The organism is Actinoplanes sp. CA-252034 (assembly GCF_050956125.1).
GTDB lineage: Bacteria > Actinomycetota > Actinomycetes > Mycobacteriales > Micromonosporaceae > Actinoplanes.
In genome coordinates this window covers 4724791-4745138 of record NZ_CP191846.1, presented here as the reverse complement: position 1 = coordinate 4745138, position 20348 = coordinate 4724791, and the positions used below count along the sequence as shown (strand labels likewise).

Annotated in this window: 17 protein-coding genes; 8 read left to right on the top strand and 9 right to left on the bottom strand. The window is 70.3% G+C overall.

What is annotated here, in order from left to right:
• The first annotated feature begins 2 nt into the window (after window positions 1–2).
• The 8 genes from ACQPZW_RS21525 (at window position 3) to ACQPZW_RS21490 (ending at window position 8722) form a co-directional block, all read left to right on the top strand.
• Window positions 3–791, top strand: coding sequence for a hypothetical protein (locus tag ACQPZW_RS21525; RefSeq protein WP_433797589.1), 789 nt, complete (start codon window positions 3–5; stop codon window positions 789–791).
• A gap of 243 nt (window positions 792–1034) precedes the next feature.
• Window positions 1035–1832, top strand: coding sequence for an ATP-binding cassette domain-containing protein (locus ACQPZW_RS21520; RefSeq protein WP_433796713.1), 798 nt, complete (start codon window positions 1035–1037; stop codon window positions 1830–1832).
• On the top strand, window positions 1829–3172 hold the full coding sequence (locus ACQPZW_RS21515; RefSeq protein ID WP_433796712.1) for a hypothetical protein: 1344 nt from the start codon (window positions 1829–1831) through the stop codon (window positions 3170–3172). The genes ACQPZW_RS21520 and ACQPZW_RS21515 overlap by 4 nt, the downstream gene beginning before the upstream one ends.
• The gene (locus ACQPZW_RS21510; RefSeq protein WP_433796711.1) at window positions 3169–3762 is read left to right on the top strand and encodes a hypothetical protein; all 594 of its coding nucleotides are present in this window, start codon (window positions 3169–3171) and stop codon (window positions 3760–3762) included. The genes ACQPZW_RS21515 and ACQPZW_RS21510 overlap by 4 nt, the downstream gene beginning before the upstream one ends.
• Window positions 3763–4078: 316 nt before the next feature.
• Window positions 4079–5101 carry a glycoside hydrolase family 11 protein gene (locus ACQPZW_RS21505; protein WP_433796710.1) on the top strand — a complete coding sequence of 341 codons (1023 nt, stop codon included), beginning with the start codon at window positions 4079–4081 and terminating at the stop codon, window positions 5099–5101.
• Between the two features lie 54 nt (window positions 5102–5155).
• Window positions 5156–6772, top strand: coding sequence for a glycoside hydrolase family 43 protein (locus ACQPZW_RS21500; RefSeq protein WP_433796709.1), 1617 nt, complete (start codon window positions 5156–5158; stop codon window positions 6770–6772).
• A 773-nt stretch (window positions 6773–7545) separates the two neighbouring features.
• Entirely contained in the window at window positions 7546–8094 is a 549-nt protein-coding gene (locus ACQPZW_RS21495; RefSeq protein WP_433796708.1) for a nucleotidyltransferase family protein, read from the top strand.
• Window positions 8095–8113: 19 nt separating this feature from the next.
• A complete protein-coding gene (locus ACQPZW_RS21490; RefSeq protein ID WP_433796707.1) occupies window positions 8114–8722 on the top strand; it encodes a hypothetical protein in 609 nt (202 codons plus the stop codon).
• A gap of 89 nt (window positions 8723–8811) precedes the next feature.
• On the opposite strand, the gene ACQPZW_RS21485 is transcribed toward ACQPZW_RS21490, so the two are convergent.
• The 9 genes from ACQPZW_RS21485 to ACQPZW_RS21445 form a co-directional block, all read right to left on the bottom strand.
• A complete protein-coding gene (locus ACQPZW_RS21485; protein ID WP_433796706.1) occupies window positions 8812–9249 on the bottom strand; it encodes a hypothetical protein in 438 nt (145 codons plus the stop codon).
• A 209-nt stretch (window positions 9250–9458) separates the two neighbouring features.
• Complete coding sequence (locus ACQPZW_RS21480; protein ID WP_433796705.1) at window positions 9459–9929, bottom strand: SRPBCC family protein; 471 nt, start codon at window positions 9927–9929, stop codon at window positions 9459–9461.
• Window positions 9930–9938: 9 nt separating this feature from the next.
• Window positions 9939–11462 carry an alpha-N-arabinofuranosidase gene (locus tag ACQPZW_RS21475; protein WP_433796704.1) on the bottom strand — a complete coding sequence of 508 codons (1524 nt, stop codon included), beginning with the start codon at window positions 11460–11462 and terminating at the stop codon, window positions 9939–9941.
• A complete protein-coding gene (locus ACQPZW_RS21470; RefSeq protein WP_433796703.1) occupies window positions 11459–12691 on the bottom strand; it encodes an endo-1,4-beta-xylanase in 1233 nt (410 codons plus the stop codon). The genes ACQPZW_RS21475 and ACQPZW_RS21470 overlap by 4 nt, the downstream gene beginning before the upstream one ends.
• 142 nt (window positions 12692–12833) lie before the next feature.
• The gene (locus ACQPZW_RS21465) at window positions 12834–14219 is read right to left on the bottom strand and encodes a non-reducing end alpha-L-arabinofuranosidase family hydrolase (RefSeq protein ID WP_433796702.1); all 1386 of its coding nucleotides are present in this window, start codon (window positions 14217–14219) and stop codon (window positions 12834–12836) included.
• An 8-nt stretch (window positions 14220–14227) separates the two neighbouring features.
• Window positions 14228–16246 (bottom strand): family 43 glycosylhydrolase, encoded by a 2019-nt coding sequence (locus ACQPZW_RS21460; protein ID WP_433796701.1) that lies wholly within the window; start codon window positions 16244–16246, stop codon window positions 14228–14230.
• Window positions 16243–17625 carry a glycoside hydrolase family 43 protein gene (locus ACQPZW_RS21455; RefSeq protein WP_433796700.1) on the bottom strand — a complete coding sequence of 461 codons (1383 nt, stop codon included), beginning with the start codon at window positions 17623–17625 and terminating at the stop codon, window positions 16243–16245. The genes ACQPZW_RS21460 and ACQPZW_RS21455 overlap by 4 nt, the downstream gene beginning before the upstream one ends.
• Window positions 17625–19232: a glycoside hydrolase family 27 protein gene (locus ACQPZW_RS21450; protein WP_433796699.1), complete on the bottom strand. Its 1608-nt coding sequence runs from the start codon at window positions 19230–19232 to the stop codon at window positions 17625–17627. The genes ACQPZW_RS21455 and ACQPZW_RS21450 overlap by 1 nt, the downstream gene beginning before the upstream one ends.
• Window positions 19229–20317 (bottom strand): ricin-type beta-trefoil lectin domain protein, encoded by a 1089-nt coding sequence (locus ACQPZW_RS21445; RefSeq protein WP_433796698.1) that lies wholly within the window; start codon window positions 20315–20317, stop codon window positions 19229–19231. The genes ACQPZW_RS21450 and ACQPZW_RS21445 overlap by 4 nt, the downstream gene beginning before the upstream one ends.
• Between the last annotated feature and the right edge of the window lie 31 nt (window positions 20318–20348).

Genomic DNA, 20348 nt, shown 5'->3' with positions numbered 1-20348 from the left:
GCATGCACCCTGATGTCGCCGTGCTGGCCCGCTACGCCGACGGCGACCCGGGTCTCGACGAGGCGAGCGTGTGGTCGGTCGAATCGCATCTGGAGACGTGTGCGGGCTGCCGGGCGCAGCTGGCCGGGAGCGTGCCCGGCGACACGCGCGCTCTGCTCGACCTGGTCGGCGCCGCCGTCGATCGGGGGATCGCGGCCGGTCCGGCTCCGGTGCGCCGACGCCCGACGGTGCGCCGGCGGTGGTTCGCGGTGTCGTTGGCGCCGTGGCTGGGCATGACGGCCGCAGTGCTGGGCTGCGCGGTCCTGCTGCACTTCCTGATGCCGGATCTGCCGTCGCTGGTGCTGCTGCTCGCGCCGGTGGCACCGCTGCCGGGTGTGGCGGTGTCGTGGAACCGGCGGACCGACCCGGCCTGGGAGCTGGTCGCCGGCACTCCGGCCGCGGGCCTCGGCATGCTGCTGCGGCGTACGACGGTGGTGCTGGCCGTGGTGATTCCGCTGCTCGCGTTGGCCGGGGCCCGTACCGGTGCGCCGCTCGCCGTGCTGCTCACGCCGTGCCTGGCGTTCACCGCGGCGTCGATCGGGCTCGGCTCCGTGATCGGGGTCCGCCGGGCGGCGGCCGGGCTGGCCGCAGCGTGGGCGGCGGTGGTCGTGGTGCCCAGCCTGGCGACCGCGCAGTTGCCCGCCGTTCTGCATCCCGGCGGCGCCGGAGCCTGGGCCGTGGCCGCCGTGGCTATGGCCGGCCTCACCGCGGCCCGCGCCGACCTCTTCCACAGGCTGACCAGCGCGAAGTGAGCAACGCGACGGGCCAGCGCGAACCGAGCAACACGAACTGAGCAACGCGAACCGACCAGCGCGAACCGACCAACGCGAACCGACCAACGCGAACCGACCAGCGGCACCAGACCGGCTTGCACAGCGCCAACCGACCACCGACAACGAACCGGCTGAGCCGGGCCAACTGACCCGCGGCACCGGACCGGTCTGAGCGACCACGAGTTCGTCGCCGGGTCTTCGGGGAACGACACAGGGAGTGAGATGCGAACGATGAGCGCGGCGGAGACGGCGCCTGCCACCTACGCGTGGGCGGTGCACGCCGAGCGGTTGAAGGTCCGGGCCGGGCGGCATCTGGCCGTCGACGGGCTCGACCTGCGGCTGCAGACGGGAGTGCACGGTCTGCTCGGGCCGAACGGTGCCGGGAAGACGACCCTGATGCGAGCGCTGGCCACCGTGCTGAAGACGGCCGGAGGGGAGCTGACGCTGCTGGGCGAGCCGGTCAGCGGCCGTGGGGATCTGCGTCGGGTCCGGCGGGGACTGGGCTACCTGCCGCAGGACTTCGGGTTCTATCCGCGGTTCACGGTGCGGGAGTTCGTGGAGTACATGGCCTGGCTCAAGGAGATGCCGAAGGCGGCCGTCCCGGCGGCGGCGCAGCGGGCCATCGACCGGGTCGGGCTCACGGCGAAGGCGGACGCGAGGATGAAGACGCTGTCCGGTGGCATGGTGCGCCGGGCCGGGATCGCGCAGGCCATCGTGAACGACCCGCAGGTGCTGCTGCTCGACGAGCCGACCGTGGGCCTCGACCCGGAGCAGCGTCTCGACTTCCGGGAGCTGCTGGCCGACATCGGCGTCGACAGTTGTGTGCTGGTCTCCACCCATCTGGTCGAGGACGTGGTCGCGGCCTGCACCGATGTGGTGCTGGTCAATGAGGGGAAGCTGGTGTTCCAGGGCGCCCCGCAGGCGCTGATGGCCCACGGGGAGCAGGGCGACGCCGGATACAGCCCGGCCGAGCGTGGCTATTCCGCGCTGCTGCGCCGTCATCGCGGGGGCGTCGCATGAGCCGGATGCTGTCGCTGCAGTTCCGCCGGTTCGGCCTGCCGGGGGCGGCGCTGCTCGTGCTGGCCGGTGCGGGCCTGCTCTACATCGTCCGCTGGGAGTGGGCGGCGGGGTGGATGTCGCTGGTGATGAGCCAGCGGACGTACCTCGTGCTGTCGTGCCCGGTGGCGATCGCGGTCGGTGCCTGGCTGGCGCGCCGGGAGCACCGGGCCGGGGTGGCCGAGTTGTTCGCCGGCACGCCCCGGCCGCGGTATCAGCGGATCCTGCTGACCCTGGCGGCGGTCGGCGGCGCGGTCGGCCTCGCCCAGGTGGCGGTGCTGGTGGTGACCGGGCTGTGGATCGCCCCGACGGCCCGCTACCTGCCCGGCGAGGCGATCGCCGCGGCCGCGGTGGGTGCGCTCGCGGTGATCGCGTCGGCCTGGCTCGGCCTGGCCCTCGGGCGGTTGGCGCCCACACCGGTGACGGCGCCGGTGCTGGCCGTGGCGGGTCTCGCGGCGATCCTGGCGCTGCCGATGGCGTTCCACGAGGACTGGCAGTCCACTCTCGCGTCACCGGCGTGGGGGATGAACCAGTTCATCGAGTTCCAGACCGTCCCCGGCCGGGTCAGTGCCGCGCAGGCGATTCTGGCGGCGGGCGTCGCGGCGGCGGCCGTGGTGCTGCTGGCGGCGGGCCGGTGGCGTACGCGTGCCGCGGCCCTGTTGCCGGTGGCGCTCGGGCTGGCGCTCGGTGTCGCGGTGATGCCGCACGACCACCGCCGGGTCACCATCGACCCGGTGGCGCAGCGGCCGGTGTGCACGGCCGACACGCCCCGGGTGTGTGTGGCGCGGGCGCACGCCGGGCTCCTGGACGAGGTCACACCACACGCCCGGCAGGCGCTGGCTCTGCTGGCGAGGCTGCCGGACCCGCCGACGTCGGCCGTGGAGAACACCAACACCTACCTCGACGAGAACACCATCGTCCGGTACGGCGCGGACACTGTGGCGTTCGACGTCGAGGTGGGTGCGGACGGCCACGTGGAGCATCCCGATCTCCTGCTGCACCGGATGCTGGACGCGGCCGGGGCGAGCGCCGCCGGCTGCCCGAACGGGTTCGACGTGGCGGCGGGAATGGCGGCGGGCGCCTGGCTGTCCGGGCAGCGGCCGGTCCGTGACCCGGATGCCGGCAGCTATGTGGTGGAGCCGGGCGGCACGCCGCCGCCCAGCGACGACGTCGAGGCGACGCGGCTGTGGGAGGGGTTGCGCAAACTGCCGGAGGCGGAGGCGCTGGCCAGGGTGGTCGCGGTCCGTGAGGCGGCCCTGGAGTGCGGCGACGCGAGTGGTCTGCTGGACGGGGACGCCCGGTGAGGTATCCGGTGCTCTATCTGCGGTCCCGGCGGGTGCCGACGGCTCTGATCGCGGCGGCCGGCGGCACGCTGCTGATGTGGTCGACGGTGGCCGCCTTCTCGGAGAGCCCCGACGCCGACGTCACCATGGTCGTGTTGCTGGTGCTGTTGCCGGCCGCGTCGTCGGCGCACACGCTCGGCGGGCCCGACGACGCGCTGGAACGCACCGGTTCCCGGCGTTGGCCGCCGCTGCGCGCCGCCCACCTGCTCACCGCGTTCGCGGTGATCGTCGGTCTGGTGTCGGCGACGCTGCTGACCGGCGCCCGGTTCGGTCCGGCCGCCATGGTGGTACGCGACGCGGCCGGGCTGCTCGGGCTGGCGGCTCTGGGTGCGGCGGTGCTCGGCGCGGCCCGGTCGTGGTTCCTGCCGCTGGCCTGGACGTTGCCGGCGCTGGTGTTCCCGTTCGCGGGCGATTCGGTGGTGGGCCGGGTCCTCACGTGGCCGTCGCAGCCCGCCGACAGCCGTGCGGCGGCGGTCACGGCCGTCGTCGTCGCGGTCGTGGGGGCGGCTGTCTACGCGGTGCGGGGGCCCGCGTTGCGCGACGCCGCCTGAGCGATCGCCCGGGAGCCTCCGTAAGTTTCGGGAACTGTGTGTCAACCTCTTGCGCTTGGCGGTGCACGTAGCGCGTACATCTGCAGGCTTTGTATGCCTTAAGCTGGCCTTTCTCGCCGGCGCCGCTCGCGGAGATCATGCTCGGTATTTCCGTGGGGTTTCCGTAAGTTGTTGACAAGCGCGCGGTCGGCAGGCCACCATCTCGCAATGACGGGCCTCAATGGCCGTCGTTCCCCGCCACGGGTGCGGCACAGATCTCCCCCCGCGCGCCCGTGGGGCCGTTCCCCGCACGCCCTTCATCAGGAGGCGCACTCACATGACCGCAGATCTCCCCCAGCCGAAACGCAGCAGACGAGGCCGCATCCGTCTGATGCTCGGCGCCGCCTGCGCCGCGGCGATGGCCGTGTCCGGCGTGATGGTCGCCGGCGCCGCGCACGCCGAGGCCGACCGGACGGTCAGCTCCAACACCACCGGCACCCACAACGGCTACTACTTCTCGTTCTGGAAGGACAGCGGCAACGCCAGCATGACGCTGCGCGCCGACGGCCGGTATTCCAGCAGCTGGGACCGTAGTACCAACAACTGGGTCGGCGGTAAGGGCTGGGCCACCGGCACGCGCCGCACGGTCACCTACTCGGGCTCCTACAACCCGGGCAACAACAACACCTACCTGGCGCTGTACGGGTGGACCCGCAGCCCGCTGATCGAGTACTACATCGTCGAGAACTTCGGCAGCTACAACCCGAGCAGCGGCGCCACCCGGATGGGCACCGTGACCACCGACGGCGGCACCTACGACATCCTGCGCAGCCAGCGGGTCAACGCGCCGTCGATCGACGGGAACCAGACGTTCTACCAGTTCTGGAGTGTCCGGCAGTCGAAGCGCAGCTCCGGCACGATCACGATCGCCAACCACTTCGACGCGTGGGCGCGGGCCGGGCTCAACCTCGGCACCAACCACAGCTACCAGATCATGGCGACCGAGGGCTACCAGAGCCAGGGCAGCTCGGACATCACCGTCCGTGAGGGCACCGGTGGCGGCACCGGGCCGACCAGCCCGGCACCGGGTGGCGGTGGCAACTGCACCGCCACGCTGTCGGCCGGCGAGCAGTTCGGTGACCGGTTCAACCTGAATGTCGCGGTCAGCAACGCCAGCAACTGGACGGTGACGCTCAACCTCAACGGTGGGCAGAGCATCCAGAACAGCTGGAACGCCTCGGTCAGCGGCAGCAGCGGATCGGTGACGGCACGGCCGAACGGCAGCGGAAACAACTTCGGCGTGACGATCATGTCCAACGGCAACTGGACATGGCCGACCGTCACCTGCCGAACGAGCTGAGACCCACGGCGCGGCGGCTCCGGCCGCCGCGCCACCACCCTTGAAAGGCTCTCGATGACGATCGCCAAGGCCGCCGTCTCCACGATCCGCAACCCGGTGCTGCCGGGCTTCCACCCGGATCCGTCGATCCTGCGGGTCGGCGCCGACTACTACATCGCCACGTCGACGTTCGAGTGGTACCCGGGTGTCCGGGTGCACCACTCGACCGACCTCGTCGACTGGCGACCCCTCGGCGGGGTGCTCACCGAGCGGCGGCTGCTCGATCTCACCGGGACCGCGGACTCGTGCGGCGTCTGGGCGCCCAACCTGACGTACGCGAACGGGCTGTTCCACCTGCTCTACACCGACGTGGCGACGTTCGCCGGAGGCTACTGGGATCCGCAGAACTACCTGGTCACGGCGCCGAACATGGCCGGGCCGTGGTCGGATCCGGTGGTGCTGCACGGGCGGGGCTTCGACGCGTCGCTGTTCCACGACGACGACGGCACGACCTGGATGCTGTCGATGCGCGCCGACTGGCGGCCCGGGAACAACCGCTTCGCGGGAATCTCGATCCAGCGGTACGACCACCGACTGCGCCGCCTCGTCGGACCCGAGCAGGTCATCTTCGACGGCACCGACGCCGGGCTGACCGAGGCGCCCGTCATCTACCGCCGCGACGGCTGGTATTACCTGGTCACCGCAGAGGGCGGCACCACACTGACCCATCAGGTCACGGTCGCCCGGTCGCGGCGGCTGCTCGGGCCGTACACGGTGGACCCGTCCGGCCCGATGCTGACCTCCGCCGGGCACCCCGACCTGGCCCTGCAGAAGGCCGGGCACGGCAGTCTCGTGGAGACCCCCGACGGCGAGTGGTACATGGCCCACCTGGTCGCCCGTCCGTACGCGCCCTCCGGACGGTGTGTGCTCGGCCGCGAGACCGCCCTGCAGAAGGTGGAGTGGCCGGTCGACGGATGGCCGCGGATCCGCGACGGGGTGCCGGCCGAGGAGATCCCGGCGCCGGCCGGTGTCACCGCCACGCCGCAGCAGGTCGTGTCCGCGATCGATCAGTTCGACACCCCGGTGCTCGGACCCGACTGGTCGACGCTGCGCCGGCCCGCCGGCCCCGACTGGATCGACCTCACCGCCCGGCCGTCGTATCTGCGGATCCGGGGCGGCCAGTCGCCGATGGCCCGGCACCGGCCCAGCCTGGTGGCGCGCCGGGTCACCGATCCGCGCTGCACGTTCGAGGCGACGCTCGAGTTCGTGCCCCGCAATTTCCGGCAGCTCGCGGGCATCACGGCGTACTACAACTCCCGCAACTGGTACTACCTGCACGTCACCGCCGACGACGACGGCACGCCGGTGCTCGACGTGCTCTGCTGCGACAGCGGGCGCGTCACCGCCGCACCCGGCCTGCGGACCCCCTTGGGCGTACGGCGGGTGGGCCTGCGCGCCCGGATGGACGAGGCGGCGCTGACCTTCGCGTACGAGACCACCCCCGGCGAGTGGCAGGAGCTCGGCCGCACCTTCGACGCCACCACCCTCTCCGACGAGTACGCGGTGACGCTGGTCCCCGGCGAACCGGAGGCGTGGGGCTTCACCGGCGCGTTCGTCGGACTGTGGGTGCAGGACCTGGGCGCCGAGGGCGGCTACGCCGACTTCGACCGGGCCGTCTACACCACCGGCTGATCCGTGGTCGAGGGGCCGGTCTAGGGAGCTTCCGAGGTCAGGGTCTGTGCCAGGTCGCCGCCGCCTGTGCCAGGTCACCGCCGCCCGGCCGGCCTACCTGCCGGGTTCGGGTGTTCTCGCCGCCGTCTACGGTCGGTGACCGAGCCCGGTCCCCTACCGGGTGCACCGGACGGCTCCGGCGATGGGTCTTGTGCCCACCCGAACCGCTGCTCGGGTGCGACCGCGGCGCGACACCGGCGTCGGCGACCCGGCCCACGCGTGTCAGTGGTCCGTACCAGCGTCGGCGACCCGGCCCCCGCGTGTCAGTGGTCCGTGTAGTCGATCTTCTCTGTGGTCGCCGGCGGTGATGGGCGCACACGTAGCGGTTGTGTGTGCGCTGGTCGTCGCCCTGGCGTTGGTGAGAGCCCACGATCGGGGTTTCGTGTGCGCTGGTGGTCGTGGGGGCGTGGCTGGGGTCGCACGATCGGTGTTCGTGTGCGCCTGTCCTCGTCCTCGTGCTCGGCGAAGGCCTCGGCGAAGGCAGGGAACGTCCTGGTGACGAGTCCCCCGGGGCAAGGGCAGCGGACGTCTCGGCGACCAGCCCCCCGGGGCAAGGGGCCGGAGACGTCTTGGCGGCCAGTCCCCCGGGCCGACGGCAGCGGACGTCTCGGCGACCAGTCCGTGAACCGCGGCGTGAACGGGCTGCCAGCCACGTCATGACCTGGCTGAGCCATGGCCAGCCGACGCCGGCGCAGACCCTGACTCCGAAAAGCTCTAGGGTTCGCGGGGTGGTGATGAGCGCACAGGACGTCGTGGCAGTGATCGAGTCGGACCCGGCGGCGATGAGGACCCTCCGGGCGGCGGCCGGCCTCGGTCTGCCGGACTGGTGGATCGGCGCCGGCTTCGTGCGCAACCGGGTCTGGGATGCGATCAGCGGCCGCCCGGCCTCCCCGGAGCGCGACGTCGACGTCGCCTACTTCGACCCCGCAAACCCCGACCCCGGCGAGGAGGTACGCGCGGAGGCCCGAGCCGTGGCGATCCTGCCGGATGTGCCGTGGGAGATCCGCAACCAGGCACGGATGCACCTGCGCAACGGCGACGAGCCGTACACGTCCACCCTGGACGCGATGTCGCGCTGGCCCGAGACCGCGACGTGTGTCGCGGTGACCCTCCGGGACGGCGCCGTGCAGCTGGTGTGCTGCCACGGGCTGGACGACCTGGTCGGGATGGTCGTACGCCCCTCGCCTGCCTTCGACGACAGCGAGGGCCGGGCGAAGGTCCGGCGTCGCATGGAGACCAAGGGATGGCCGGCCCGGTGGGCCGGACTGCGGCTGGAGATCTGACGCTCACTAGGCTGCGATCATGGCGATGACTCCGGAAGAGTTCTATCAGCACGCGCTCGCCGCCACCGACAGCGACAAACGCCTCCCGCTGTCACGGATGACGGGCTGGGAGATCAGCCCGTTCGAGCAGGACGGCCTGCGTGTCACCCCGCTGCGCCCGCCGGTGCTGCCCGAGCCGCCGCGGCACGGTGAGGATCCCGCCACCTGCAGCATCTGCGCCGACCGGGACAAGGGCATCTGGTTCAACGCGCGCTGGCGGCTCGACCGCATCTCCGGCAACGGGGTGCCGCTGATCCTGATGCTCTACCCGCGCGACCACTGCGACATGGCCGACCTCCCCGACGACATGGCCGCCGAGATGGGCCTGCTGAGCACCCGCATCGTCCGCCACATGCAGGCGGTGCCGCACGTCGCGCGCGCCCACATGTACCGCTTCGGCGACGGCGCCTCCCACATGCACCTGTGGTTCTTCGCGCGTCCCGAGGGCCAGGCCCAACTGTTCGGCTCCTGGCTCCCGGTCTGGGACGACCTCCTCCCGCAATACCCGTCCGCCCTGGCCGACGCCGATGCCACCCTGGTCGCCGACGCCCTGCTCACCTCCTCCGGCGGCTCCCGCACCAGCCGGTAACCCGTGACATCGGGGCTGAGGGCGGCCACCACGGCCCGGCCCGGATGTGACGGCAGTCCGGGCGCTCTCTCGCGCCGGGTGCGGCCTCGTCACGTTCCGGGAGACGGGCCTGGCGAATCCGGGTCGTTGCCGAACCATGTGATCGGCTCGTCCGCGAGGCCGGGGTCCAGTCGCAGCAGGGCACCGTATCGGTATGGCGAGAAGTTCCGGGGCAGGCGTACCACGTCGTCGCCCGCAGCGCTCCATGCGGCGAACGTCATCTCGCCGGTCAGCAGGGCGAGTTTCTGCTCGTCTTTCCAGGTCGAGGCACGGCGCGACAGCTTGACCTCGATGGCCAGGATGTTCTCGCCGGTGAGGCGGCGATGGAAGATGAGATCGGGGACGAACTTCGCGGGCAACCGTGCGCTGCGATCGAAGCCTTTCGGTGCGGTGCCGTGCCGTTCGTACTCCATGTCGAGGTGGAAGTCCTCGGCTCTGCCGGTCGCCTCGCGCAGCGCCGTCTCCAGCGGAGCGAGGAGCCTGGCCACCAGGCATCTCTCGGTACCCGCCCACAAGACCGCATGGTCGACCCGAACGTCGGCCACGACGGAGTTGATGGCTTCCTCGATCCGGTCACGGGTTTGCCGCCAGGGTGAAACGATCACCGTCATGTGCTCGGACCCGGCCCTCCGTGCGTGACCACCAGACGACCTGGATTTTACCGAGAGAGGCGGACCGGGCATCGGGCCGTGTCGTGTCAGGGGCCGTGACGGGCGTCTTCGGCCATGCGCCTGATGTGGGCGGCGCGCTCCACCAGGAGGCGTCGCAGGTACGGGGCGAGCAGGAACCTGGTGATCAGGGCGCCGAGCGGGCCGAACGGGGCCCGGATCGTCATGCGGTCGGTCATCCGGGTCCGGCCGTTCCCGAGGGCCTCGAAATGATGTTCGTGGCGCAGGGCGCGGAACGGGCCGCGCGTCTGTTCGTCGACGAAGTGGACCGGCCGGTCGTAGGCGGTGATCCGGCTGGTCATCCGCCAGTGCAGGCCGAAGTGACGGGCGCGGAACGTCACCTCGTCGCCCGGGCCGAGACGGCGCCGGCCGGTGGCCGTCGTGGCGGTCTCGTGGCTTTCCGCCAGGGAAGCGGCGTGCACGTCCACGTCGAGTTCCAGGTCGAAGACCGTGGAGGCGGCCGCGTTGATGACGGAGACGACCTCGATCTCGGCGGACACGCACGCAGCTTAACCGCCCAGGGCGCCGCTCACCGTGACGAACGAGTGGGGCGGCAGGTGCACCCGCAGGCGACCGTCGGCCAGGGTGGCGCCGTCGTGGGGGCGGGGCTGCACCGCCGCCGGGGTCTGGGGTGTGTTGTGGTCCTGGAGGGCGCCGGCCGTCAGGATCAGGGACTCGAGGTCGGTGACGGTGCCGCCGCGCAGGTCGACGGTCACGTCGGCGGGGGCGGTGGCGTCGAGGTTGGACAGGGAGAGCAGCAGCCGGCCGTCGCGGTGGCTCGCCGACATCGAAACGGTCGTCAGGGTGGTGTCGCCGACGGGGCGTGACGGCGGCGCGGTGCGCATGTCGACGCGTAGCGAGGTCGCGTTCTGGTGGGCGCGGTTCATCCGGAAGACGTGGTAGGTGGGGGTCAGGACCAGGGCGTTCGTATCCGGGTCGGTGAGGATCATGGCCTGGAGGACGTTCACGGTCTGGGCGATGTTGGCCATCACGAGGCGGTCGGCGTGGCGGTGGAAGACGTCGAAGTGGACGCTCGCGACCAGGGCGTCCCGGAGGGTGTTCTGCTGGTACAGGAAGCCGGGGTTGGTGCCGGGCTCCACGTCGAACCAGGTGCCCCACTCGTCGAGGACGAGGCCGACGCTGCGGTTCGGGTCGTAGCAGTCCATCACCGCGGCGTGTCCGGCGAGGATCTCGTCGATGCGGGCCGCCGCCGCCATGGTCGTGTAGTACTCGTCGGTGTCGAAGGCGGTGGCCGAGCCCTTCCTCTCCCACGGGCCGGTGAGGGTGTAGTGGTGCACGGAGAGGGCGTGGTAGACGCTGCTGGTGATCCGTTGGCAGCCGAGGTGCCCGAGTTGCTTCATCAGGGTCTCGGTCCACGCGTAGTCGGTGCCGTTGGCCCCTGCCGCGATCTTGTACAGCTTGTTGTCGCCGTAGTCACGGCAGTACGTGCCATATCGGCGCGCCTCTACGGCGTACTGCGACGCGGTCATGTTGCCGCCGCAACCCCACGCCTCGTTGCCGAGCCCCCAGAACCGCACGTTCCAGGGCTCGTCGCGGCCGTTGGCCTTGCGCAGTCTCGCCATCGGCGAGTCGCCGTCGCGGGTCAGGTACTCGACCCATTCGCTCATCTCGCGCACGGTGCCGGAGCCGACGTTGCCGCTGATGTACGGCTCGGCGCCGAGCAGCTCGCAGAGGGCCATGAACTCGTGGGTGCCGAAGTGGTTGTTCTCCTCGACGCCGCCCCAGTGGGTGTTGACCATGACCGGGCGCTGCGCACGCGGGCCGATGCCGTCCTGCCAGTGGTATTCGTCGGCGAAGCAGCCGCCGGGCCAGCGCAGGTTCGGGATGTCGAGGGCGCGCAGCGCGTCGACGACGTCGAGGCGGATGCCGCCCTCGTTCGGGATCGGGGAGTCCTCGCCGACATAGAAGCCGCCGTAGACGCAGCGGCCGAGGTGCTCGGCGAAGTGGCCGTAGAGGTGCCGGTTGATCCGCGGCCCGTCGATGTCCAGGTTGACGACTGTTTCCAGGATCAACGGAGAAAACCTTCCATGCGTACGGGTCGACCGGCCGCCGTGAGCGCGAAAGAGGCGGCCCGGCCGTCGCAGTTCAGCCGGTAGTCGCCGAGGAAGCCGCGGACCTCCACCCGGCCGGCGTGGTCGGTGCGCAGGGTGGTCGGCGCCAGCCACCACTCGCCTTTCACCAGGTCGCGCAGCGCGTGATAGGCGGGTTTGGGGGTGCCGTCGGCGCGGACGACTCCGGCGGGCGCGCCGAGCCACGCGTCGTGGTCGGTGAAGCCCCAGTAGGTGACCGCCTGCACCGACGGGTGGCCGACCAGGGTGCGGTAGTGGCGCACGATCTCGTCTGCCTGCCGCTGCTCGCCCTCGGGCGTGGTCGGCCACGACGGGATCTGATAGTCGTTGAGGTCGTCGATCTCCGGGGGCATCAGATCGCCGGAGACCAGGGTGGTCTCGGTCAGGTGCAGCGGCAGGCCGTAACGGGCGAACCGGTCGAGGACGGCGAGGGTCCGGTCCTCGCCCCAGTAGCCCTGGTGCATGTGGCTCTGCAGGCCGATCGCGTCGATGCGGATGCCGGCTTCGAGGACGCCTTCGATGAGGCATTCGTACGCCGCGGACATGTCGAAGTCGTTGAGCAGCAGCGTGGCGGTCGGGTCGGCGGCGCGGGCCTCCTCGAACGCGAGCCGCACGGTGGCGATCCGGCCCCGGTCCATGGCGAGCCGGGTGATCGCGTTGGGGTGCTTCTCGTTGCGGAACACCGGCATGATCACGACCTCGTTGATGGCGTCCCAGGTGTGCACGACGTCGGCGAATTCGGTGACCTCGCGCCGAATGCGGGCGCGGACCGTCGCCTCGACCTCGTCGGTGGACAGCTCGCGCAGCCAGTCGGGCGCCAGGGTGTGCCAGACCAGCGGGTGTCCCTTGACGCGGGCGCCGCGGTCGGTGAACCACTGCGCGGCGCGGTGCAGCCGGTCGGTGTCGGGCCGGCCGCGCCCGGGCTCGAACAGGCTCCAGTAGAACGGCAGGGTCGCCGTGTTGAACAGGTCGAACCACAGCGCGTCCTGGCCGGTGACGGCGGCGGGCTCGTCGTTGGCGACCGGGACGAAGTCGAAGCCGATGTTGCCGAACCCGAAGGCGTGGCCGCGCTGTTCGACGGTGACGTCCCGGTCGGCCAGCGGTTGCCCGTCGGTGTCGACGACGGTGATCAGGGCTTCGCCGATGCGGTGCTGGTACGGGGATGCCGTCACGGTGACTCTCCGGTCGCGAGCGTACGGGGGATCGCCGTAGCGTAGGAGCCCGAGAGACCGGAAGTCCAGCGAAACTTCCGACGAGTATCGCTGGACTTCCGGCATTCTCAGGCTGTCACGGGCTTCAAAACTTACGGTGGGGTCAACGCTGCAGCGTGAGCAGCCCCGGCCGCCAGGGCAGCTGGTCGTAGGCGCCGCCGGCGCTCGGGTTCTTGCCCTGGTAGAGCAGTTGCAGGTTGCAGGGGTCGATGGTCTTGGTCTGGTCGGGGTTGGCCCGGACCAGGTCGCCGTGACTGATGTCGTTGGTCCAGGTGGCGCCGCTGTTGGCCTTACCGGCGAACGGGTTGCTCTCGGTGGCGGCCTGCGGTGTCCAGTTGCCGTTGAGGCTGGTGGCGGTGAACGACCGGAAGTACCGGCCGCCGGACCCGATCGCCTCGACGATCATCAGGTACTGGTTCTGGCCCTGGACCTTGTAGACCTCGGGTGCCTCGAACAGGTTGTTCCTCGTGTCGCTCATGATCGTGGTGTAGGACGATCCGAAGTTGCCGGGGAAGTTCCCGATCGGCATGCTGGCCCGGTAGATCTTGCCGTTGTCACCGGCGAAGAACAGGTACATGTTCTGCCCGTCGGCGATCAGGGTCTGGTCGATCGGGCCGGTGCCGGAGTCGGAGATGCTGCCGGTGAACAGCGGCTGCGGCGCGGACCAGCCGTTGGGGTTGGTCGGATCGCTGGAGGTGCGGTAGATGAACGGCCACGCGCCCCACTGGTAGGCCAGCACCCAGATGTTCTTCGGGGCGAAGTAGAGCAGCGTGGGCGCCACGGTGCCCTGGCTCATCCCGTTCTGGCCGGTGCTCGCCATGTCCGACCAGTTGGTGAACGGGGTGAAGTTCATCGAGCCGTACGAGGAGCCGTTCACGTTCGACGCGTACACCAGGTGTTTGCCGTTGTGGACGACGTTGGTGAAGTCCTTGAGCGACACCCAGCCGTTCTTCGGGTTCGCCAGCACACCACTCGACGACCACCGGTAACTCGACGGCAGCGTGCAGTTGCCCCCAGGCGTGGACGGTGAGGTCGACGGCGACGGCGACGGGCTGGACGGCGAGCTCGGCACCGGCGCTCCGGTGCAGGCCACGCCGTTGAGGCTGAAGGCCGACGGGACGGGGTTGCTGCCCGTCCACGAGCCGGTGAAGCCGAACGACACCGCGCCGTTCGTCGGCACCGAGCCGTTGTAGGCCACGTTGGCCGCGGTCACCGTCGTGCCGCTCTGGCTCACCGAGGCGTTCCAGGCCTGGCTGACCTTCTGCCCGGCGCTGTACGCCCAGGTCAGCGTCCACCCGGAGAGCGGGTCGCCCAGGTTGGTGACGGACACGTCGGCGTTGAAGCCGCCCTGCCACTGCGACGACACGGTGTAGTTGACCGAGCAGCCGGCCGCCGCCGCGCCCGCGGGCAGGGCCATGGCGACCCCCGCCGAGGCCATCAGCAGGGCGGCCGACGCCAGCCCGGCTTGGACGGATCGAGATCTGGTCATGAATCCTCCTAGGGCGTGGTCAGGTCGAAACGGTTGACGGTGACGGCGCCGCCCAGGGACTGGGTGGCGTAGTTGAAGATGCCGAACCGGTAGCCCATGAAGAACTGCCAGGCGTTGTTGAGCGTGAACGCCGGGCCGAGGCTGGTGAAGGTGCTGCCGTTGGTGCTGTAGGAGAAGGTGGCGGTACGCCCGGAGCCCGGCCGGATGTCGGCGGAGACCCGCAGCCAGATCTTCCCGCCGGAGACGCCCGCGCCGGCCGCCTCGCTGCCGGTGCCGGTGGTGGCCCAGCTGGAGCTCATGGTCAGCCCGTTGGTCATCGACACCCGGGTGACGCCGTTGTCCTTACGGACGCCGACCCACGCCGACGAGTCGCGCAGCATCGCCAGCCCGGCCCGGTCGCCGTTGGCCATCTGCGAGTAGTCGAGCTCGATGGTGGCGGTCGACGACGGTCCCTGGATGCGGTGGGTGAGCGTGTTGCGGGCGCTGTACAGGTCGTTGGTGACGGTCGCGGTGGACAGCCGCAGCCCGTTGCCGACGCTGTACCTGCCGGTGTCGGGGTTGTGGTTCCACTCCCATCGGTGGCCCAGGCTGGTGAACGTGTCGGGGCCGGTCATCGGCTGCACCGTCTTCGACGTGGTGATGTTCGGCTTCGGGTAGGTGGCGCCCCAGCGGCCGTTGACCGTGGTCAGCACCGGCCAGTCGTTGCTCCAGGTGATCGGGGCCAGCGTCGGCACCCGGCCACCGGGGTAGGCGTCGGTGAACGCCATGTACCACCAGTCACCGGCCTGCGTCTGGACCAGTCCGCCCTGGTGCGGCACTCCCCCGCCGGAGATCGGGCCGGGAAGGTCGAGCAGGACCTGACGCTGCTCGTACGGGCCGAACGGGCTCGTCGACCGCAGCACGTACTGGCCGTTCGCGGGCCGGGTCAGCCAGATGTAGTAGTAGTTGCCCCGCTTGTACATGCGGGCGCCTTCGAGGGTGCCGATGTTCGACGGGGTCGTGTAGACGCTCTGCGCCCGTACCTGCGAGGTGAGGTCGGACGACAGTTGGGCGACACTGATCGTGCCGTTGCCGTAGGCCACGTACGGGGTGTCGCCGTCGAAGAGCAGCCCGGCGTCGTAGTAGCAGTTGTTGATCCGCGCCTTCTTCGACCAGGTCCCGTCGACCGCGGTGGAGGTGTAGACGTAGGTGCGGTTGAACTCGGTGCAGCCCAGCCAGTAGTAGGTGCTGTTGCTCGGCCGGTAGTTGAACGCCGACGCCCAGATGCCCTTGACGTAGGCGCGGCCACCGGACAGGTCGTAGGCGGAGGAGTCGAAGTCGAGCCGGGGCACCGAGTGTCCGGCGTACTCCCAGTTGACCAGGTCGTAGGAGCGCAGGATCGGCGCGCCCGGCGAGTAGTGCATGGTCGACGCCGAGTAGTAGTAGGCGTCACCGACCCGGATGATGTCGCCGTCGGCGAAGTCCTGCCACACCACCGGGTTGGTGAAGGTGCCGGTGCCGGGGGTGGTGGTGCCGAGTTTGACGAGCTGCCACTGCTGGTTGGCGCCGTTCCAGTCGGTGTACTGGACGATGTTGGCGTTGTCGGCGGTGGACGCGCCCTGCACTTCGAGGGCCTTGCCGCTGTTGCGGTTGATCAGCTGGATGTAGCCGTCGATGTCCTGGACGCTGAACTGCTGGTTGACGGCGTTGTTGTCGGCCCACTGCACGATCGCGCCGCCGTCGGCGGTGGACGCCCCGGACACGTCGAGGACCTTGCCCGAGTGCTTGGACCGCAGCCGGTAGAAGCCGCCGCCGGAGTCGACGAACTGCCACTGCTGCTGGGCCTGGTCGTTGCGGGTCCACTGGGTGATCCGGGCGCCGTCGTTGGTGGCCAGGTTGTACAGGTCCAGGGCCTTGCCGCTGGTGCGGTTGACCAGCACGTAGGAGGCGCTGGTGTCGATCGTCGCGGCGGAGGCGGGGGTGGTGGCGGTGAGGCCGAGGGCCACACCGAGGATCGCGGTCAGGACGACCGCGGCGAGTCTTCTCATCGGTTGCTCACTCCCGAGTTGCCGGCGAACTGCCACCAGTTGACGTTGAACAGGTAGCCGCTGCCGCCGGTGAATCGCAGATAGAGGTCCTGGGTGCCGGATACACCGCTGACCGGGCAGTTGACCGTTGCCCAGTTCTGCCAGCCGCCGGTGCCCGCCACGGTGCAGGTCCCGGCGAGCGTGCCGGTGGGACCGCCCAGCCGTACCTCTATGCGACCGCCGGCCGCGGCGGACGCGACCCGTGCCGAGAACGAGTTCGCGCCGGATCCGAAGGCGACGCCCTTGACCTTGATGTAGTCGCCGTTCTCGAGGAAGCCGACGTTCATGCCGCCCTCGCTCGCCCGCTCGGTCTCGACGCCGGAGCTCCAGGCGATCGTCTCGGCCTCCTGCCGGGTGTACGGGTTGAGCGTGCCGTTCTGGGGCGCTCCCCCGGTGGTCATGGTGATCTGCGGGATGCTGCCGTCGGCGTTGTAGCTGAACTTCTCCACGGCCACGGAGCGGGTGAAACCGCCGCCGCCGGGCAGCGCGCCGTTGTGGTAGAAGAAGTACGACCCGCCGTTGAAGTCGACGATTCCCGCGTGGTTGGTGAAGCTGCTGCCCTGGGTGGGCATGACGGTGCCGCGGTAGGTCCACGGTCCGGTCGGGCCCGGCGCGGTGGAGTACCCGATGAACTCCGAGCAGCACTTGGCGGCGAAGACGTTGTAGTAGAGGCCGTTGCGTTTGTAGACCCAGGGGCCTTCCTCGTACAACGTCGGGCGGTTGGCGTCCCCGGTGCGGGTGCCGAACCCGGCGGTGGTCAGCGCGATCTTCGTGGCGCTGCCGCTGTAGCTGATCATGTCGCTGTTCAGCCGTACGTACCACAGGTTCGGGTTGCCCCAGTAGAGGTAGGCCTGCCCGTCGTCGTCGATCATGACGGTCGGGTCGATCTCGCCGTTCTCCACCAGCGGCCGGCCGAGCGCGTCGGTGAACGGGCCGGTGGGGCTGTTGGCCACGCCGACACCGATGGCCATCCGCCCGGTGGCCCGGTTGGTGACCGGCACGTACCAGTAGAACTTGCCGTTGCGCTGGATCACCTGGCCGGCCCAGGCGTCCTTGCTGGCCCAACTGAAGGTGGCCAGGCTCATCGGGGAGCCGTGGTCGGTCCAGTTCACCATGTCGGCCGACGAGTAGAGCCGCCACTCCTTCATGGTGAACCAGGTCGAGCCGTCCTCGTCGTGGCCGGTGTAGAGGTAGACGCGGCCGTTGTGGACCAGCGGCGCCGGGTCGGCCGTGTAGACGGTCTGCACGATCGGGTTGTCCGCCCGCGCCGGGGCGGGCGCCACCGCGGCGAGCAGGGTGACGGCCAGGCAGAGCAGGCCGGTGAGGATCCTCTTGGGCATCAGACTCGGCTCCATCGCTGGTTGGCGGCGGCGCTGCAGGTCCACAGCAGAACCGGGGTGCCGTTGGCGGTGAGGTTGCGGTCGACGTCCAGGCACAGACCGGAGGCCGTCCCGCGTACGGTGCCGTCGCCGTTGAAGGTCCACTGCTGGTTGGTCTGTCCGTTGCAGTCCCAGAGCTGGACCTTGCTTCCGGCGACGGCACCGGCCGGGGCGTCGAGGCACTTGCCGAGCGCCTGGATGCTCTGGCCGCTGACGGTCCAGCGCTGGTTGGCCTGCCCGTTGCAGTCCCAGACGACCGGCTGGGTGCCGTTGGCGGTGTTGCTGTTCGGCACGTCCAGGCAACGGCCGGAGGCGGCGCTGACCAGGGTGGAGCCGGTCGGGGTCGGGTCGGTGCCGCCGCCGCTGACCCGGTAGACGGCGGTGCCGTGTGCGGGCACGCTGGCGCTGATCGTCCCGGTGCTGCTGCTGGTGGCCCCGGTCCAGGCGTCCAGCAGGGTGAAGGAGCTGCCCGACTTGCCGATCGCCGCGGCCGTGGTCGAGACGGTGGTGGTGGATCCGCCCTGGTTGAACAGGGCGACGGCCACGTCACCGTTGGCGAGCCTCTTGGCCAGCACGCGGCGGGTACCGTCGTACGACACCTGGGTCCCCTGCAGGCCGAGGGTGTCCTGGTTGATCGCGACGAGCCGGGGGTTGGTGAGGATGTCACGGGTGGTGGTGCTCATCGAGCGCAGGTCGTTGCCGGCGATCAGCGGCGAGGCCATGATCGCCCAGAGGGCGAAGTGGCTGCGCTGCTCGGTCTCGTTCAGACCGGCCCGGCCCACCTCCATCATGTCCGGGTCGTTGAACGATCCGGGGCGGGCGTACCCGGCGAGCGGCACGGTGACATCGACGATGTTCTTGACACCCATCGGGTAGCCGTTGGTCTGGCCGGTGTCCCAGGCGGCGCTGATGTCCTCGGTGGTGCGCCACATGTTGGCGACGTCGCCCCAGTTGCGCTGCGGCCCGGTCTTGGAGTGGATGCTGTTGGAGTTGATGCTGTAGACGATCGGCCGGCCGGTGGCGGCCAGTGCGTCGCGCATCTTCGCGAACGTGGTGACCTGGTCGTTGATGGATCCGGACGGGGAGCACCAGTCGTACTTGAGGAAGTCGACGCCCCACGCCGCGAACTGGCGGGCGTCCTGGGCCTCGTGGCCCTGGCTGCCGGTGGCACCCGGGTAGCTGTTGAAGTACTGGGCGCAGGTCTTGTCCAGCGGCGCCTGGTAGATGCCGAACTTCAGCCCCCGGGCGTGCAGGTAGTCGCCGAGCGCCTTCATGCCGCTCGGGAACCGGGTCGGGTCGCCCTGCAGGTTGCCGGACGAGTCCCGGTTCGGGTTCATCCAGCAGTCGTCGACGACGACGTACTGGTAGCCGCGGTCGCGCATGCCGCTGCTGACCATCGCGTCAGCCATGCCGCGGATCAGCGACTCGCTGATGTTGCAGCCGAACGTGTTCCAGCTGTTCCAGCCCATCGGCGGGGTACGGGCCACGCCGTTGTCGAGCGCATGGGCGGCCGGGGCGCCGACCAGGCTCAGCGCCACGGCCAGCAGGATCGCCAGTGCTCTTCTCATCGCCTCGTCCAGTTCTGTGCGGCGGACCCGGTGCAGGTCCGGAGGGTGACGGTCGAGCCGTTCGCGGTGCCGCCGGGCTCCACGCACAGCCCCGACTGGGCGTTGCGGATCGTGCCGCCGGACGTGTGGCTCCACCGCTGGTTGGCGGCGCCGCTGCAGTCCCACAGCTGGGCCTTGGCCCCGCTGGTGGCGCCGGTCGGCGAGTCGAGGCACTTGCCGAGCGAGCGCAGGGTCTGCCCGTCGTAGGCCCACTGCTGGTTGGCCGCACCGCTGCAGTCCCAGACGATCGGCTGGGTGCCGTTGGCGGTGTTGCTGCCGGGAACGTCCAGGCAGCGGCCGGAGGCGGCGCCCACCAGCGCGTTGCCGGTGCCGCCGCTGCTCGGATCACCGATGGTGCCGGGGACCGAGCGCAGGGCGGAGTACCAGGTGGCGGCCATCTTGTCGTAGCCGGCGGCGGTCGGGTGGACGCCGTCGATCAGGTCGGCGGTGGTGAGGGCCGCGTGCATGTCGACCAGGTGCACCCGCGAGCCCTTGCCGCGCACGATCGAGGACAGGGCGCTGTTGTAGGTGCGGGCGGCGGCCTCCTGACCGGAGTTGGCCAGCGGGATGATCGTGGCCACGAAGACGTCCGCCGAGGGCACGGTGCTGGTGATCCGGTCGATCAGGGTGGAGAGACGGCCGGGCGCGCCGGACACGTTGTAGTTCTGCAGGATGTCGTTGGTGCCGATGTGCAGCAGCACGGTCCGTGGTGTGGTGGTGCGCAGCCAGCCGGCGATGTTGGCGTCGATCTGGTCGATGCGCCAGCCGGGGTGACCCTGGTGGTCGTGGTCGCCGAGGTTGCCCGGCCCGTTGAACTGGGTGCCGACGAAGTCGACGCGGTATCCGGCGGACGCGAGGCGCTGCCAGAGCCCGATCCGGTAACCGCCGGGCACCTGGGTGCCTTCGGTGATCGAGTCACCGAGGGGCATGACGCGGGTGCCGCCGTTGGATTCCGCCGCTGCGGCGACGGGCTGGAAGAGAATACCGAGAAGAGCAAGGGCGGCAATGAGTACGGTCGAACCGAATCGCCGTCTTCGAGTGGGCATGGCAAGCCTCCTGGGGGAACGAACAGGCTCG

Excerpts from the sequence above, each read along its gene's own strand:
- ACQPZW_RS21525 (WP_433797589.1), top strand. The coding sequence starts at position 3 with ATGCACCCTGATGTCGCCGTGCTGGCCCGCTACGCCGACGGCGACCCG.
- ACQPZW_RS21520 (WP_433796713.1), top strand. The coding sequence starts at position 1,035 with ATGCGAACGATGAGCGCGGCGGAGACGGCGCCTGCCACCTACGCGTGG.
- ACQPZW_RS21515 (WP_433796712.1), top strand. The coding sequence starts at position 1,829 with ATGAGCCGGATGCTGTCGCTGCAGTTCCGCCGGTTCGGCCTGCCGGGG.
- ACQPZW_RS21505 (WP_433796710.1), top strand. The coding sequence starts at position 4,079 with ATGACCGCAGATCTCCCCCAGCCGAAACGCAGCAGACGAGGCCGCATC.
- ACQPZW_RS21500 (WP_433796709.1), top strand. The coding sequence starts at position 5,156 with ATGACGATCGCCAAGGCCGCCGTCTCCACGATCCGCAACCCGGTGCTG.
- ACQPZW_RS21495 (WP_433796708.1), top strand. The coding sequence starts at position 7,546 with ATGAGCGCACAGGACGTCGTGGCAGTGATCGAGTCGGACCCGGCGGCG.
- ACQPZW_RS21490 (WP_433796707.1), top strand. The coding sequence starts at position 8,114 with ATGGCGATGACTCCGGAAGAGTTCTATCAGCACGCGCTCGCCGCCACC.
- ACQPZW_RS21465 (WP_433796702.1), bottom strand. The coding sequence starts at position 14,219 with ATGACCAGATCTCGATCCGTCCAAGCCGGGCTGGCGTCGGCCGCCCTG.
- ACQPZW_RS21460 (WP_433796701.1), bottom strand. The coding sequence starts at position 16,246 with ATGAGAAGACTCGCCGCGGTCGTCCTGACCGCGATCCTCGGTGTGGCC.
- ACQPZW_RS21455 (WP_433796700.1), bottom strand. The coding sequence starts at position 17,625 with ATGCCCAAGAGGATCCTCACCGGCCTGCTCTGCCTGGCCGTCACCCTG.
- ACQPZW_RS21450 (WP_433796699.1), bottom strand. The coding sequence starts at position 19,232 with ATGAGAAGAGCACTGGCGATCCTGCTGGCCGTGGCGCTGAGCCTGGTC.
- ACQPZW_RS21445 (WP_433796698.1), bottom strand. The coding sequence starts at position 20,317 with ATGCCCACTCGAAGACGGCGATTCGGTTCGACCGTACTCATTGCCGCC.